Genomic DNA, 14,757 nt, shown 5'->3' with positions numbered 1-14,757 from the left:
GATTCAGCGTTGCTCGGCTCCGACGGTACCGCCGTTCTCGGGCGCCACGGTCAGGGCCCCGGTCATGATCGCCACCACGTCCGACATCGAGTGGTCCGAGGGCCGGATCTGCGCCACCCGGCGGCCAAGACGTTGGACGTGGATCCGGTCCGCGATCTCGAAGACGTGCGGCATGTTGTGGCTGATCAGCACCACCGGCAGCCCCCGGTCCCGGACCCGCCGGATCATGTCCAGGACCTGACCGGACTCCTTCACCCCCAGCGCGGCCGTCGGCTCGTCCATCACCACCACGTGCCGGGCCCACGCGACCGCCCGCGCCACCGCGACACCCTGCCGCTGGCCGCCCGAGAGGGTCTCGACGGCCTGGGTGAGGGAGCGCAGCCCGATCTTCAGGTCCGCCATGTGGGCGGCGGACTCCTCGCGCATCCTCTTGTTGTCGAGCATCCGCAGCACCGAGCCGAGCGGCCCCCGGCGGCGGACCTCGCGGCCGAGGAACATGTTGCTCGCGATGTCGAGCGAGGCGGCGACGGCCAGGTCCTGGTAGACGGTCTCGATGCCGTGCCGGCGCGCGTCGGCCGGATCGCGGAACCGGACGGGAGCGCCGTCGAGCTCGAGGGTGCCCTCGTCGGGCTGGAGCGCACCCGTGAGGGCCTTGATCAGACTGGACTTGCCGGCGCCGTTGTCGCCGATGACGGCGAGCACCTCGCCGGGCAGCAGATCGAAGTCGGCGCCGTCGAGCGCGGTGACCTGGCCGTACCGCTTCACCAGGCCGCGGGCCTTCAGAACAGGGGTGGTCATCGGCGGGCCTTCCTGCGGGAGATCTGGTCGACGGTCACGGCGAGGATCACCAGGCCGCCGGTGATGAGGGTCTGGTAGATCGAGCCGACGCCCATCAGCTGCAGCCCGTTGCGGAACACGCCGACGATCAGCGCGCCGACGAGCGTGCCCAGGACGGCGCCGCGGCCGCCGAACAGGCTCGTCCCGCCGAGCACCACGGCGGTGATCGCGTCCAGGTTGTCGGTCTGGCCGGCCTTCGGGTCGCCGACGCCGGTGCGGGAGACGAGCAGCAGGGCGGCGATGCCGTAGATCACGCCGGCGAGGGTGTAGATGCCGAGCTGGAGCCGGGTCGTGCGGATGCCGGTGAGCCGGGCGACCTCGGGGCTGTTGCCGAGCGCGTAGGTGTGCTTGCCCCAGGCGGTGCGGCCGAGGAGGTAGGCGAAGCAGAGGAAGAGCACGATGGTGAGGACCGAGCCGTACGTGATGTCGGTGCGGCCCAGCGGGAACGTCTCGCCCAACCCGGTGAGGAGGCCGGGCAGTTCGGTGACGGTCTGCTCCTCCGAGTAGATGTGGGTGAGGGCGAAGGCGATGTTGAGCATGCCGAGCGTCACGATGAACGGCGGCAGCTTGACGAAGGTGACGAGGGCGCCGTTGGCGAGCCCGAACAGCGCGCAGATCCCGATGCCGGCCGCGATCGCGACGAGCGGCGGGAGGGTGCCCTCGGCGGCGAGCTTGGCCATCACGATCGTGCCGAACGCCATCACGGCGCCGCAGGACAGGTCGATGCCGGCGGTGAGGATGATCAGGGTCTGGCCGAGGGCGAGCGTGCCGACGACCATCACCTGCTGGACGACGAGGGAGAGGTTGCCGCCGGAGAGGAACTGCTCGCTCTGGAAGGAGAAGAAGAGGCAGGCGGCGAGCAGGGCGACGAGCGGCCCCGCGGTGGGATGGGTGACGAGGCCGCGGGCCGCGCCGGGGAGGCGACGCGGGGCGGCCGGAGGTGCGGCGGTCGGGGGTGCGGCGGTCGTGGTCAACGATGCTCCTCAAGCAAAGGGGATTGGTCGGTGAAGGGGGGCGGCGGGCCGGTTGAGCGCAGGGAAGTGGTCGGTGAGGGGGCGGCGGGCCGGCTCGCGGCTCAGCCCCAGCAGTTCTCCAGGCCGTACGCCGTGTCCTTCGCGCTCACTCCGGGGGCCGCCTTGTCCGTGATGAGGTTCACGCCCGTGTCGACGTACCCGGACGCCTTCGTGCCGCCCTTGGCGTACGACACGACCGCGTCGACACCCTTGGCGGCCATGAGGAGCGGGTACTGCTGTGAAGTGGCCGCGATCTTCCCGGACTTGACCGCCTCCGTGCCGGTGCAGCCGCCGTCGACCGAGACGATCAGGACGTCCTTCTCCCGGCCCTTCGCCTTGAGCGCGGTGTAGGCGCCCAGCGCCGCGGGCTCGTTGATGGTGTAGACGACATTGATGTCCGGGGCCTTCTGCAGACAGTTCTCCATGGCCGTCTGCCCCTTGGCCTGGTCGCCTCCGGTGTCCTGGGAGCAGACCACGGCCGGGTCGCCGTCCTCGATGCCGTACCCCTTCAGGAAGCCGTCGTGGCGCAGTTGCCCGACGGCGACGCCGGGCGCGAGGTCGAGCGTGGCGATCTTCGCGGGCCTGCCGGCCATCGCGGCCTTGGCGTACCGGCCGATCAGTTCGCCGGCCTTGAGGTTGTCCGTGGCGAAGAGGGCGTCGGCGGCGTCCTGCGGGTCGGTCGGGCTGTCCAGGGCGATCACCAGGACACCCTTCTTCCGGGCCTGCTGGATGGCGGGGACGATCGCCTTGGAGTCGTTCGGCGTGATCAGGATGCCCTTCACCCCGGCCGCCACCATGTTCTCGATCGCGGTGACCTGGCCTTCGTTGTCGCCGTCGAACTTGCCTGCGGCCGTGGAGAGTTCGGCGCCGGACTTCTCGGCCGCCGCCTCGGCGCCCTCCTTCATCTTCACGAAGAACGGGTTGGTGTCCGTCTTGGTGATCAGGCCGACCTTCACCGGGCCGCCGCTGCTGCCACTGCCGGCGGAACCCTTCGCCCCCTCGCCGCAGGCGGTGAGCAGCAGGGCCGCCGAGGCGAGGCTCGCGGCGAGGGGGAGCGGGAGCGGGAGGCGGCGCGGGAGGGGGAGGGGGAACGCGGTGCGGAAAGTGCGCTTCATGGCGCGGCTCCTCGAGGACGCAGGACTGTCATCGTTGACTTATGTCAACGTTGACATCGACTGGCCAGGATGATGGACTCCGCCGCGAGCAACGTCAATGCCCCTTACTCGTAACGAGTCGGCAACGGAGGCTTCCGGATGAGCCGCTGGAGAGCACCGAAACTGATCAGCGTCGCGGCCCTGCTCGTCGCCGCGACCCTGCCCATCAGCGCGAACGTCACCCCGCACCACGCCTACGCCGCGACACCCCGACCCCAGGCCACCGGCCCGGTCAACCCCGGATTCGACACCGGGGATCTCACCGGCTGGACGGTCACCGAGGGCACCGCCTTCGGTCCCGCCGCCGTCACCGCCACCGACACCTACTGGGGAGGCCCCTTCCACCACCGGGGCAGCCACCACCTCTGGGGCCACGCCGCCGCCGGCGACGACGCCACCGGCACGCTCCGCTCCTCCACCTTCGCCGCCCCCGCGCGCATCAGCTTCCTGGTCGGCGGCGGCTGGGACCCCGAGCGCCTCTACGTCGCCCTCGTCAGGGACAGCGACGGCCGCACGCTGCTGCGGCAGACCGGACCCGAGGACGAGGCGTACGTCAGGATCGTCTGGGACACCTCCGCCTGGCGCGGCCAGGCCGTCCACCTCGAAGTCGTCGACCGCAAGACCGGCGGCTGGGGACACGTCAACCTCGACGACGTACGCACCGGGGACGCCGCCGTCCGGGACGACAACGGCCTCACCTTCCGTACGCTCGGACAGGCCAACCACCCCACGGCGACCAGGGACTACGCCGCCGACCCGCTGCGGCCGCAGTTCCACCACACGCCCTACCAGGGCTGGATCAACGACCCCAACGGCGTGATCCAGTGGCGCGGCCGCCACCACCTCTTCAGCCAGTACTACCCGGACGCCCCCAAGTGGGGGCCGATGCACTGGTCGCACGCCGAAGGCCCCGACGCCGTCCACTGGCGGGACCTGCCGGTCGCCCTCACCCCGCCGCCGCGCGCGACCCCCACCGACAACAGCGGGATCTTCAGCGGCAGCGCCGTCGACGACGACGGCACCCTGACCGTCGCGTACACCCGGTTCACCGACACGAGCGCGCACCCCGGCGCCACCCCGGAGACCGTGGAGATCGCCACCAGCGCCGACGGCGTCACCTTCACCCCCGGCACCGAGGTCATCGGCGAGGCCCCGCCCGGCTCCTCCGCCGGATTCCGCGACCCCAAGCTCTTCCGCGACCCGGTCGACGGCCGGTGGAAGATGGTCGTCGGATCGGGCGACGGCGGACGCGGCAAGGTGCACCTCTACGCCTCCGACGACCTGCGCGCCTGGACGTACACGGGCGTCCTCACCGAGGGCGACGGCACGACCGGCGCCATGTGGGAGTGCCCCGACCTCTTCGAGCTCGACGGGAAGTGGGTGCTGCTCTACTCCACCAACGAGGGCGGGCAGTCGCTCCAGCGGTACGCCGTCGGCGCCTACGACGGCAGCCGCTTCCGCGCCGAGCGGCACGGCGTCCTCGACGGCGGCGGTGACATCTACGCCGGCCAGAGCTACCGCGACGACGCCGGACGGCGGCTGATGACCGCCTGGATGAGCGACTGGAGCGCCAAGGAGCCCACCAGGGTGGGCGGTTGGGCCGGGGCCCAGTCCCTCCACCGGGAACTCTTCCTCACCGCCGACGGGCGTCTCGGTCAACGGCCGCTCGCCGCCGCCGACTCGCTGGCCTCGAGCCGGCCGGTCCGCGTCACCGACAAGGCGGTCGACGGAACCTGGCGGCTGGGCCGGGGCGACACCGCACGGATCAAGGCCGTCCTCGACGTGGCCGGCAGCACCGCCGACACCGTCACCCTCCGGCTGAAGGCGTCCCCGGCGGAGGCGACCCTCCTGCGGTACGAGAAGTCCACCGGCACCCTCACCCTGGACACCACCGGGGCGGGCTACGGCACCCGAGCCACGTACACCACCCATGTCGAGCCGGCGGCGGACGGGACCCTCTCCCTCGACGTCTTCGTCGACCGCTCGTCGGTCGAGGTCTTCACCGGTGACGGCGAGGCCCTCACCGCCCGCGTGTATCCGCGCTACCGCGAGTCCGATGCCGTCGAGTTCACCGCCACCGGCGGACAACTACGCCTCAGGAGCGCCTCCTTGACCCCGCTCGGCTCCGCCGTCCTCCCCGACTGACCCACCGTCCCCCGCCACATCCCCGCACTCCCTGAAAGGTTCCCCGCATGACCGCGACCCGCCGCCCCGTGGCAGTCCTCGGCGAATGCGTCGCCGACGCCTTCGTCGCCCCCACGGGCGCCGAAGGCCCAGGCCTCCGGCTCGACGTACTGCCGGGCGGCGGGCCCGCGAACACCGCCGTGGCGCTCGCCCGCCTCGGCACCCCCACCCACTTCCTCGCCCGGCTCTCCGGCGACGTCTTCGGTGGCCTCTTCCGCCGCCGGCTCACCGAGTCCGGAGTCCGCATCGACCTCTGCCCCGACGCCGCCGAACCCAGCACCCTGGCCGTCGCCGGCCTCGGCCCGGACGGCGCCGCCGAATACTCCTTCCACGCCGAGGCCACCGCCGACTGGCAGTGGACCCGCCGCGAACTGGCCCCCGTCGGCCGCCTGGACGCGGCCTGCCTCCACACCGGCTCGCTCGCACTGGTGCGGGAGCCCGGGGCGCCGGCCGTCGAGGAACTCCTCGACACCCTGCGCCCCACCACCACGATCTCCCTCGATCCCAACGTCCGCCCGCTGCTCGTGGCGCCCGAGCGGTACCGGGCCCGCCTGCCGCGCTGGTGCGCCCTGGCCGACCTCCTCCGCCTCAGCGAGGACGACCTCGCCCACCTCCACCCTGGGACGTCCCCCGAGGCCGCCTGCGACACCTGGCACCGCGCGGGCGTCCCGCTCGTGCTCGTCACCCTCGGCGGGGCAGGCGCCCTCGTCTCGTACGACGGCGTCCGCCGGCTGGTCCCGGCCCCGCCCGTCGACGTCGTCGACACCGTCGGCGCGGGCGACGCCTTCACGGCCGGCCTCCTCCACCGGCTCCACACGGCCGGCGCGCTCGGCGGACGCCTCTCCGCGCTGACGTGGGACACCCTCCAGGACGCCGTCGCCTTCGGCACGAAGGTCGCCGCCGCCACCTGCGCCGTCCGCGGCGCGAACCCGCCGTACGCGGAGGACGTGGCCGCCCCCGTATGAGCCCGGCCGGCCCGCCTCGCGAAGCCACCGGCCTCCTTCAGGCCGCCCTCCGTCAGGCCGCCCTCCTTCCGGCCGCCCTCCTTCAGGCCGCGCCCCTGCGCGCCGCGCGGACCGCCGGGGCCGTCGAGTGCGGGAGCAGGTCGTCCGGGTGGGGCGGGTGGACGATCTCGACCTCGACCTCCTCGCTGAAGCGGTACGGACGGTGGGCCAGCACGCTCGCCAGGTTCCGGCGGACCCGCGACATCTCCGCCCGTACCGTCACCGTCCTCGTCCGGTCGCCGAACACGTCCTGCGCCAGCTCCGCCGCCGTCCGGCCGTCGCGGTGCAGCGCCAGGACGTACAGCAGCTCGGCGTGGCGCGGGCTCAGCTCCTGCGTCCAGCTGCCGGCCGCCCCCGACACCGCCACCGACCAGCGGCGCGGCCGGCTCAGGTCCAGCACCACCCGGCTCGCCGCGCCCGAGGCGCCGTCCACCGCGGCCCGCTCCTCCTCCACCCGCAGCAGCCAGCCGCCCGGCAGCGGCTCCACCGCGCACATCCCCAGCGACGGCAGCCAGACCCGCCCGGCACGAAAGGACTTGGGCAGCGCGATCCGGTCCACGGGCGCCATCCCGGTCACCGCCGCCGTCCAGCCGTGCGTGTCCACCGCGACCGCCCGGCCGCCCACCCGGCACAGGATCGGTGCGGCCACCGACCGCAGCCGCTCGATCGACCGCAGATGGCGCTCACGCATCTCCGCCTCGGCGAGCTGCGCCACCGAGCGGACAAGCGCCAGGGTCGCGGGATGGAAACTGGAGGCCGGACCGCTCACGTCGACGATCCCCAGGAGCCGCTGGTCGCGCGGGTCGTGGACGGGGGCCGCGGCGCAGGTCCAGTTGTGCAGCGTGTGGACGTAGTGCTCGGCGGAGTGGACCTGGACCGGCCGGCCCATGGCGAGCGCCGTCCCCACCGCGTTCGTCCCGGTGGCGTGCTCGGACCAGGCCGCGCCCTCCTCCAGGCAGATGGTGTGCGCCTGCCGCAGCACCGCGTTGTTGCCCTCGCGCCACAGCACCCGGCCCTGCTCGTCGGTGACCACCATGATCTGCATCGAGGCGTCCGCGATCCCGGCGAGCCCGGTGCTCAGCGTCCGCATGACCTCGCCGAGGACCGTCGCGCGCCGCCGCTGCTCCAGCTCGTCGCGCCGGAGCAGCACACTGCTGGTGCCCTGGTCGGGATCGAGGCCGAGCCGGAACATCCGTCGCCAGGACGCGTCGATGACCGGGCGCGGCGCGATCGGCGGCGTCCGGCCCGCCAGGGTCTCCTCCCGTACCCGGTGCAACAGTCGGGTCGCCTGGGCGGCGTCCATGGTGGCGAGCCGGTTCATGTCGAGCTGAGTGTTCTTCATCGGTCTCTCCCAGCCACCCGCGGTGCTGTATCGGTTCTGCGCAACTACGGAGTCGTGGAGCCCATCGTGCCGCCCGCCGCTCCCCGCTGAAGGGCGGTTCGGGTAATCCTGCAACCCTTTGCAACTCTGGCAGTCGCCCGCCCGGTGCATGAGGCTGTGCACAGCGGAGGGTGGTGCCGTGTCGGCGCAGCACCACCCTCCGCTTTCGTACGCCCTCGGACCCCGCTTCGCAGCGCGGTCTCGGGCCGGTCGGCTCAGACCTCCACCCGCGCCCGCTCCACCACCGTCCCCAGGTCCAAGGTGTGCGGCAGCGTCCCGAACGCCGCCCCCCAGTCGCCCCCGAGCCGCGAGGCGCAGAACGCGTCCGCCACCTCCGGCGGCGCCCACCGCACCAGCAGCGAACCCTGCAGTACCAGCGCCATCCGCTCCGCGAGCCGCCGCGCCCGCGCCTCGATCCCGTCCAGATCGGCCAGCTCCGTCAGCATTCCCGTGATCGCCCGGTCGAGCCGGTGGTCCGCCCCCCGCGCCCGCCCCACCTCCGTCAGGAACGCGTCCAGCGCCGCCGGCTCCTGCCGCAACGCCCGCAGCACGTCCAGCGCCTGGATGTTGCCGGAGCCCTCCCAGATCGAGTTCAGGGGCGATTCGCGCAGCAGGCGGGGCATCCCCGACTCCTCCACGTAACCATTGCCGCCCAGGCATTCGAGCGCCTCCGCCACCAGCGGCGCGCACCGCTTCGTCACCCAGTACTTCGCCGCCGGCACCGCGATCCGCGTGAACGCCCGCTCCCGTTCCGTACCGGCGTCCCAGGCCGCCGCCAGCCGCATCCCGAGCACCGTCGCCGCCTCCGACTCCAGCGCCAGATCGGCCAGTACGTTGCGCATCAGCGGCTTGTCGATCAGGAGCCCTCCGAAAGCTCCGCGGTACGCGGCGTGGTGCACCGCCTGTGCCACCGCCTGGCGCATCAGCGCCGCCGAGCCGAGCACGCAGTCGAGCCGGGTCGCCGCCACCATCTCGATGATCGTGCGGACCCCGCGCCCCTCCTCACCGACGCGGCGCGCCCACGTCGTCCCGTCGAACTCCACCTCCGCCGAGGCGTTCGACCGGTTGCCGAGCTTGTCCTTGAGCCGCTGGATCAGGAACGGGTTGCGCGTGCCGTCCTCCAGGACCCGCGGCACCAGGAAGCACGTCGGCCCCCCGGCCGTCTGGGCCAGGACCAGGAACCCGTCCGACATCGGCGCCGAGCAGAACCACTTGTGCCCCGTCAGGACGTACTCCCCGTCCGCCGCCAGCGGCCGGGCCTCGGTCGTGTTCGCCCGTACGTCGCTGCCGCCCTGCTTCTCCGTCATCCCCATGCCGAGGAGCACCCCGGCCTTCTGGTGAGGCGGCCGCAGCCCCTCCTCGTAGACGAGCGAGGTCAGCAGCGGCTCCCAGGCGCCGGCCAGAGCCGGATCCGCCCGCAGCGCGGGCACCGCGGCGTGCGTCATCGACAGCGGGCAGCCGTGGCCCGCGTCGACCTGGGTCATCACCATGAACCCGGCGGCCCGGCGCACATGACCACCCGGACGGCCCCAGGCCGCCGTCAGCCCGGCGTTGACGGACTTGCCGAGGAGCCGGTGCCAGGACGGATGGAACTCGACCTCGTCGATCCGGTTGCCGTAGCGGTCGTGCGTCCGCAGCCGCGGCGGAAACTCGTTGGCGAGCGTCCCCCACGCCTGCCCCTGCGCCGACCCGGCGGACCGGCCCAGGGTCTGAAGCTCCCCGCGCGCGTCCGGGAGGACCTCCGGTGCCAGATGGCGCTCGACGGCCTCCGCCAGAGCCCGGTCGGAGGCGAAGACGTCGTATCCCACCAGGGGCGGAGCCTGGTTGGTCACTGTGTGGGTGGTGGCTGCCATGCCGATACGGTAAGGAGGTGCAGGCAGCAAAGGAAACACCCGAGCGGCGGCCCGGGAGCAGGCTCCACCGGGCGCGAGTCCTCTACCGCAACGTATCCAAGCGGAAGATGGTCTGGCTGCTCCTGAAGGACACCGTCAATTCGTGCATCGAGTACCGCATCCTCGGCCTGGCCGCCGAGGCGGCGTTCTTCACCCTGCTGTCCCTGCCTCCACTGCTGCTCGGCATGATCGCGCTCCTCGGCTACGCGGACGACTGGACCAACACCAACACGGTCGCCAGCATCGAGGAGAACATCCTCAACGCCGCCCGGACCGTCCTCTCCGACCGGGGCGTCCGCGAGATCGCCCAGCCCCTCCTCGCGGACGTCACGCACGGCAAGCGGCCGGAGCTGATCTCCCTCGGCTTCGCCTTCGCCCTGTGGTCCGGGTCGCGCGCCGTGAACGTCTTCATCGACACCATCACCGTGATGTACGGGCTCGACGGCCACCGCGGCATCGTCAAGACCCGGCTCCTCGCCTTCCTGCTCTACATCGTCGCGCTGCTCATCGGCGCGGTCGTCCTGCCGCTCGCGGTGGTCGGACCCGACCGGGTCGTGGAGCTGGTGCCCTGGGGCACGGAGGTCGTCTCCGTCTTGTACTGGCCGGCCGTCATCCTGCTCTCCATCGCCTTCCTCACCACGCTCTACCACGTGTCCGTCCCGGTCCGCTCGCCGTGGATCGAGGACATCCCGGGCGCGCTGATGGCGCTCGGGATGTGGGTCCTGGGCAGCTTCCTGCTCCGGATCTACCTGACCAGCCAGGTCGAGGGCCCCACCATCTACGGCTCCCTCGCCGCCCCGATCGCCGTCCTGCTCTGGATCGGCATCTCGGCCTTCGCCGTGCTGGTCGGCGCGGCGGTGAACGCGGCGATCGACCGCGTCTGGCCCTCGGTCGCGACCGCCGCGGCCCGCGAGGCCTCCGACCGGGCACGCGCGGCCCAGGCGGCGGACCTCGTGGCACGGCTGCGGGCGGAGGCGGACGAGGTGGACGAGGACGACCCGGACATGCCGTCGGAGTTCCCGGAACGCTGGTCCAGGTTCCTGCCCCCCGACGACGTGAAGTCGCGGCTGCATTCGGGCTGGGAGAAGGACTGAGGGCGGAGCTTCTCCGGGTCGCCCGGCGGGCCGCCTACCCTCGTTGGCGTGTACGAGGAGAGAACCTCGGTGTACGAGGAGAGGGCCGCGCGCCTTGACGGTGCCGTCGTCTGGTCCCGGGCGCCCGGGCCCGGCGGCGGTGCGGCCGCCCGGCCGGCCGAGCCGTTCGCCGTACTGCCGGACGGCTGCATGGACCTGATGTGGTGCGACGGGCGGCTGCTCGTGGCGGGACCCGACACCCGGGCGTTCGTCCCGGACAACTCGGCCGCCCACTACACCGGCGTCCGCTTCGCACCCGGCGACGGGCCCGTGTTCCTCGGCGTCCCCGCGCGCGAACTGCGCGACCGGCGGGTCGGGCTCGGCGCCCTCTGGGGCGAGGCGCGGGCCCGGCGGCTCGGCGAGCGGATCGCCGAGGCCGCCGACCCGGCCGCCGCGCTGGAGGAACTCGTCCTGCGTCGGGCCGCGGAGGCCCCGGCCCCCGATCCGCTGCTCCGGGCCGTCGTCCGGCGCCTGAACGCCGGCCGCCCCGTGGCCGAGACGGCCGACGCCGTCGGCATCGGACCCCGGGCGCTGCACCGCCGGTCACTCGACGCGTTCGGCTACGGCCCCAAGACCCTCGCCCGGATCCTCCGGCTCCAGCGCGCCCTGGCCCTGGTCAGGGCCGGACTGCCGTACGCCGAGGCGGCGCTGCGCGCCGGCTGCGCCGACCAGGCCCATCTGGCGCGCGAGACGCGGGCGCTCGCCGGGACCACGCTGTCCGCCTACGCGGCCGCCTGGGCGAAGAGGGAGACGCCGCAGCCGTCCGGGTCGAGAACCACGGCGTAGCGCTGCCCCCAGACCGCGTCCCAGGGCTTGAGGTGCCCGCGGTATCCGGCCGAGACGAGCGAGTCGTACGTGTCGTCCACCTCCTGGGGCGAGGCACAGCGGAAGGCGAGCCCGATCCGGTCGCCGCCCTCGGGCCGCGCCCAGCCGGGGTCGAAGGAGCGGATGACCTCCTCCGTGTCCCAGGCGATCCGCATCCCGCCGGGCAGCACGACCTCCACGTGCGGCGCTGTGTCGGCGCCGGCCGGCACGTCGAGCCCGAGGCGGCGGTAGAAGGCGAGCGAGGCGGCCATGTCGGAGACCACCAGGCCGATGACATCGAGTCGTGGTGCGTTCATGCCGCCACGCTAGGACGGGCCCCGGCACCGCGTCTTGAACGAATCGGACGCGGCCCCGGGCGGCGGCGTCCCCCACGGCGGCGACGGCGACGGAGATGGCGACGGAGAGGGAGACGCGGGAAAATACCTCGCGCGGTCCCGCATCTCCGTTCTAGGGTGGGGTCGTTCCCGGGACGGCCGCACGGCCGTCCGCGAGTGTGTCGCTGTGTGTGATCCAGGAGGTGTGACCGATGGCTGTCATGACGCCGGGCCCTGCCCTCATCCAGAAGCGCGTCAACTCCACCTCTGTGGTCTCCGGCTGACCTTCCTGACTCATCCCTCGCGCCCAAGTGCGCGTGCCGGGGCCACCCTTGTGAAGGGTCACCCCTTGTCTTTCTCTTCGTCCATCTCTTCTCTTCAGGCTTCGGCTTCGCATGACCTCGCCCCGTACGGCTGGGACGAGGACTGGGCGGCCGCGTTCGCCCCGTACGCCCGGCAGGGGCTTATGCCGGGGCGGGTGCTGCGCGTCGACCGGGGGCAGTGCGACCTGGTCACCCCTCTGGGGACCGTCCGGGCGGACACCGAATTCGTCGTGCCGCGCGATCCGTTGAAGGTCGTCTGCACGGGCGACTGGGCCGCCGTCGACGCGGACGGCGACCCCCGGTACGTACGGACGCTGCTGCCTCGGCGGACGGCGTTCGCGCGGTCCACCTCGTCCAAGCGGTCCGAGGGCCAGATCCTCGCCGCCAACGTCGACCACGCGATCATCACCGTCTCGCTCGCCGTCGAGCTCGACCTCGGCCGTATCGAACGCTTCCTCGCCCTCGCGTGGGAGTCGGGCGCGCAGCCGCTCGTCGTGCTCAGCAAGGCGGACCTCGTCCCCGACCCCGTCGGCCTCTCCTACCTCGTCGAGGACGTGGAGAGCGTGGCCCCCGGCGCGCAGGTGCTGCCGGTCAGCGCCGCCACCGGGGAGGGCGTCGAGGTGCTCGCCGCGATCGTGGCGAGCGGGACGAGTGTGCTGCTCGGGGTCTCGGGCGCCGGGAAGTCCACGCTCGCCAACACCCTGCTCGGCGAGGACCTCATGACCGTCCAGGCCGCGCGTGACGTCGACGGCAAGGGCCGTCACACCACGACCACGCGGAACCTGCTCCTCCTGCCGGAGGGCGGTGTCCTCATCGACACCCCGGGGCTGCGCGGAGTCGGGCTCTGGGACGCCGGGACCGGCGTGGGCCAGGTCTTCTCGGAGATCGAGGAGCTGGCGGCGGACTGCCGCTTCCACGACTGCGCCCACGAGGCGGAGCCGGATTGCGCGGTGCGCGCGGCGTTGGACGACGGTTCTCTGTCGGTACGCCGGCTGGAGAGCTACCACAAGCTCCTCCGCGAGAACCAGCGCATCGTCGCCAAGACGGACGCCCGCCTCCGCGCCGAGCTGCTCAAGGACTGGAAGCGCCGCCACGCGTCGGGCCGCGCGGCCCTGGAGGCGAAGCGGGGCGGCAGGGGGCGGTAGGGGCGGTACGGGGAGCGGGCACGGCTCGGGGCCGCCGACGGGCGGCCCCCACCCGCCCCGGCGCAACGCGATGTCCGAAAACCGCCAGACCCGCCCCCCGGGCTCCCGCACACTGGATCCCGTGACGGATGAGGACACCAGGTACGAGGCGGTCAGTAGCCGCGACGCGCGGTTCGACGGGGAGTTCTTCTTCGCCGTGCGGACGACCGGGATCTACTGTCGGCCCAGCTGTCCCGCCGTCACTCCCCGGCGCAAGAACGTCACCTTCTTCCCGACCGCCGCCGCCGCGCAGGGGCACGGATTCCGGGCCTGCCGGCGGTGCCGGCCGGACGCCGTGCCCGGGTCCGCCGCCTGGAACGTCCGCGCCGATGTCGTCGGGCGCGCCATGCGGATGATCGGCGACGGCGTCGTCGACCGCGAGGGCGTGCCCGGACTCGCCGGGCGGCTCGGCTACAGCCCCCGGCAGGTCCAGCGGCAGCTCACCGCCGAGCTAGGCGCCGGCCCGATCGCCCTCGCCCGCGCCCAGCGGGCGCACACCGCCCGGCTGCTCCTGCAGACCACCGAACTCCCGATCACCGAGATCGCCTTCGCGTCCGGCTTCGCCAGCGTGCGCCAGTTCAACGACACGATCCGCCGCATCTACGCCCGTACCCCCACCGAACTCCGCACCGAGTCCGGCACCAGCCCCCGCACCCGCCCCCTCACCACCCCCACCCCCACCCCCACCCCCGCCCCCCGTCACCAGGCCGCGCTCGCCGCCGGAGTGCCCCTGCGGCTCGCGTACCGGGGGCCGTACGCCGCCCGTGAGGTGTTCGACCTGCTCGCCGCCGAGGCCCTGCCGCACGTCGAGGAGATCCTCGGCGCCCCCGGCGCCCGCACCTACCGCCGTACGCTCCGCCTCCCGTACGGAACCGGCGTCGTCTCCGTCGACGAGCGCGCCGCCGGGCCCTGGCTTGAGGCGCGGATCCACCTCACCGACCTGCGCGATCTGACCACCGCCGTCCAGCGGCTGCGCCGCCTGTTCGACCTCGACGCCGACCCCTACGCGGTCGCCGAGCGCCTCGGCGCCGACCCCGTTCTCGCCGGTCGGGTCGCGGCCCGCCCCGGCGTACGGTCGCCGGGCGCGGCGGACCCCGAGGAGTTCGCGCTGCGGACCCTGGTCGGTCCCGAGGAGGCGGCGCGGCTCGTCCTGGCGCACGGCACCGCCCTGGACACCGCCTGCTCCACGCTCACCCGCCTCTTCCCCGAGCCCGCCGCACTCACCGGCCACCCCGTCGCCGGCCCGCTCGCGACGGCGCTCGCCACCGGGGCCCTGCGCCTGGACGCGGGCGCCGACCGCGAGGAGGCCGAGCAGGCCCTGCGCGGCGTCCCCGGCATGACCGCCGCCCGGGCCGCGCTCGTCCGCATGCGCGCCCTCGGCGACCCCGACGCCGCCCCGGCCGGCAGCCCCGTGGACGGCCCCGACGCCGAGGCCTGGCGCCCCTGGCGGTCGTACGCCCTCCGCTACCTGGACGCGGTGCCGGTGCCCGCGGCCTGACCAGGCACAATGCCC

Annotated in this window: 12 protein-coding genes; 6 read left to right on the top strand and 6 right to left on the bottom strand. The window is 73.3% G+C overall.

Features of this window, described 5'->3' with window-relative positions; genetic code table 11:
- Window positions 1–3: 3 nt before the first annotated feature.
- The 3 genes from ACF06X_RS09540 to ACF06X_RS09530 all read right to left on the bottom strand — a co-directional run bounded on the left by ACF06X_RS09540 (window position 4) and on the right by ACF06X_RS09530 (window position 2,965).
- Window positions 4–798, bottom strand: a complete 795-nt coding sequence (locus ACF06X_RS09540) for an ATP-binding cassette domain-containing protein (protein WP_392286638.1) — start codon at window positions 796–798, stop codon at window positions 4–6.
- On the bottom strand, window positions 795–1,811 hold the full coding sequence (locus tag ACF06X_RS09535) for an ABC transporter permease (protein WP_392286637.1): 1,017 nt from the start codon (window positions 1,809–1,811) through the stop codon (window positions 795–797). Before ACF06X_RS09535 ends, ACF06X_RS09540 begins: the two co-directional genes overlap by 4 nt.
- A 101-nt stretch (window positions 1,812–1,912) precedes the next feature.
- Entirely contained in the window at window positions 1,913–2,965 is a 1,053-nt protein-coding gene (locus ACF06X_RS09530; RefSeq protein WP_392286636.1) for a sugar ABC transporter substrate-binding protein, read from the bottom strand.
- Between the two features lie 138 nt (window positions 2,966–3,103).
- Between ACF06X_RS09530 and ACF06X_RS09525 the strand changes: the two genes are divergently transcribed.
- The gene (locus tag ACF06X_RS09525) at window positions 3,104–5,149 is read left to right on the top strand and encodes a glycoside hydrolase family 32 protein (RefSeq protein WP_392286635.1); all 2,046 of its coding nucleotides are present in this window, start codon (window positions 3,104–3,106) and stop codon (window positions 5,147–5,149) included.
- Window positions 5,150–5,196: 47 nt separating this feature from the next.
- Window positions 5,197–6,153: a carbohydrate kinase gene (locus ACF06X_RS09520; RefSeq protein ID WP_392286634.1), complete on the top strand. Its 957-nt coding sequence runs from the start codon at window positions 5,197–5,199 to the stop codon at window positions 6,151–6,153.
- A gap of 82 nt (window positions 6,154–6,235) precedes the next feature.
- On the opposite strand, the gene ACF06X_RS09515 is transcribed toward ACF06X_RS09520, so the two are convergent.
- A complete protein-coding gene (locus ACF06X_RS09515; protein ID WP_392286633.1) occupies window positions 6,236–7,534 on the bottom strand; it encodes a GAF domain-containing protein in 1,299 nt (432 codons plus the stop codon).
- 254 nt (window positions 7,535–7,788) lie between these two features.
- Window positions 7,789–9,426, bottom strand: coding sequence for an acyl-CoA dehydrogenase family protein (locus tag ACF06X_RS09510; protein WP_392286632.1), 1,638 nt, complete (start codon window positions 9,424–9,426; stop codon window positions 7,789–7,791).
- A 17-nt stretch (window positions 9,427–9,443) separates the two neighbouring features.
- Between ACF06X_RS09510 and ACF06X_RS09505 the strand changes: the two genes are divergently transcribed.
- Together ACF06X_RS09505 and ACF06X_RS09500 are read left to right on the top strand one after the other, a co-directional pair.
- Window positions 9,444–10,559, top strand: a complete 1,116-nt coding sequence (locus ACF06X_RS09505; RefSeq protein ID WP_392286631.1) for a YihY/virulence factor BrkB family protein — start codon at window positions 9,444–9,446, stop codon at window positions 10,557–10,559.
- Between the two features lie 48 nt (window positions 10,560–10,607).
- Window positions 10,608–11,384: a helix-turn-helix domain-containing protein gene (locus ACF06X_RS09500; RefSeq protein WP_392286630.1), complete on the top strand. Its 777-nt coding sequence runs from the start codon at window positions 10,608–10,610 to the stop codon at window positions 11,382–11,384.
- On the opposite strand, the gene ACF06X_RS09495 is transcribed toward ACF06X_RS09500, so the two are convergent.
- On the bottom strand, window positions 11,321–11,719 hold the full coding sequence (locus ACF06X_RS09495) for a VOC family protein (RefSeq protein ID WP_392286629.1): 399 nt from the start codon (window positions 11,717–11,719) through the stop codon (window positions 11,321–11,323). The genes ACF06X_RS09500 and ACF06X_RS09495 overlap by 64 nt on opposite strands.
- A gap of 367 nt (window positions 11,720–12,086) precedes the next feature.
- Here ACF06X_RS09495 and rsgA point away from each other — a divergent pair, with 367 nt between their 5' ends.
- Both rsgA and ACF06X_RS09485 read left to right on the top strand, forming a co-directional pair.
- Window positions 12,087–13,205, top strand: coding sequence for a ribosome small subunit-dependent GTPase A (gene rsgA / locus ACF06X_RS09490; RefSeq protein WP_392286628.1), 1,119 nt, complete (start codon window positions 12,087–12,089; stop codon window positions 13,203–13,205).
- A gap of 70 nt (window positions 13,206–13,275) precedes the next feature.
- The gene (locus tag ACF06X_RS09485) at window positions 13,276–14,742 is read left to right on the top strand and encodes a bifunctional transcriptional activator/DNA repair enzyme AdaA (RefSeq protein ID WP_392286627.1); all 1,467 of its coding nucleotides are present in this window, start codon (window positions 13,276–13,278) and stop codon (window positions 14,740–14,742) included.
- Window positions 14,743–14,757 lie beyond the last annotated feature (15 nt).

It is taken from the genome of Streptomyces sp. NPDC015346 (assembly GCF_043078785.1).
GTDB lineage: Bacteria > Actinomycetota > Actinomycetes > Streptomycetales > Streptomycetaceae > Streptomyces.
This window is presented reverse-complemented; position numbering and strand designations above follow the sequence as displayed.

Coding starts and splice junctions, on each gene's coding strand:
- ACF06X_RS09540 (WP_392286638.1), bottom strand. CDS start 798: ATGACCACCCCTGTTCTGAAGGCCCGCGGCCTGGTGAAGCGGTACGGC.
- ACF06X_RS09530 (WP_392286636.1), bottom strand. CDS start 2,965: ATGAAGCGCACTTTCCGCACCGCGTTCCCCCTCCCCCTCCCGCGCCGC.
- ACF06X_RS09525 (WP_392286635.1), top strand. CDS start 3,104: ATGAGCCGCTGGAGAGCACCGAAACTGATCAGCGTCGCGGCCCTGCTC.
- ACF06X_RS09520 (WP_392286634.1), top strand. CDS start 5,197: ATGACCGCGACCCGCCGCCCCGTGGCAGTCCTCGGCGAATGCGTCGCC.
- ACF06X_RS09515 (WP_392286633.1), bottom strand. CDS start 7,534: ATGAAGAACACTCAGCTCGACATGAACCGGCTCGCCACCATGGACGCC.
- ACF06X_RS09510 (WP_392286632.1), bottom strand. CDS start 9,426: ATGGCAGCCACCACCCACACAGTGACCAACCAGGCTCCGCCCCTGGTG.
- ACF06X_RS09495 (WP_392286629.1), bottom strand. CDS start 11,719: ATGAACGCACCACGACTCGATGTCATCGGCCTGGTGGTCTCCGACATG.
- ACF06X_RS09485 (WP_392286627.1), top strand. CDS start 13,276: ATGTCCGAAAACCGCCAGACCCGCCCCCCGGGCTCCCGCACACTGGAT.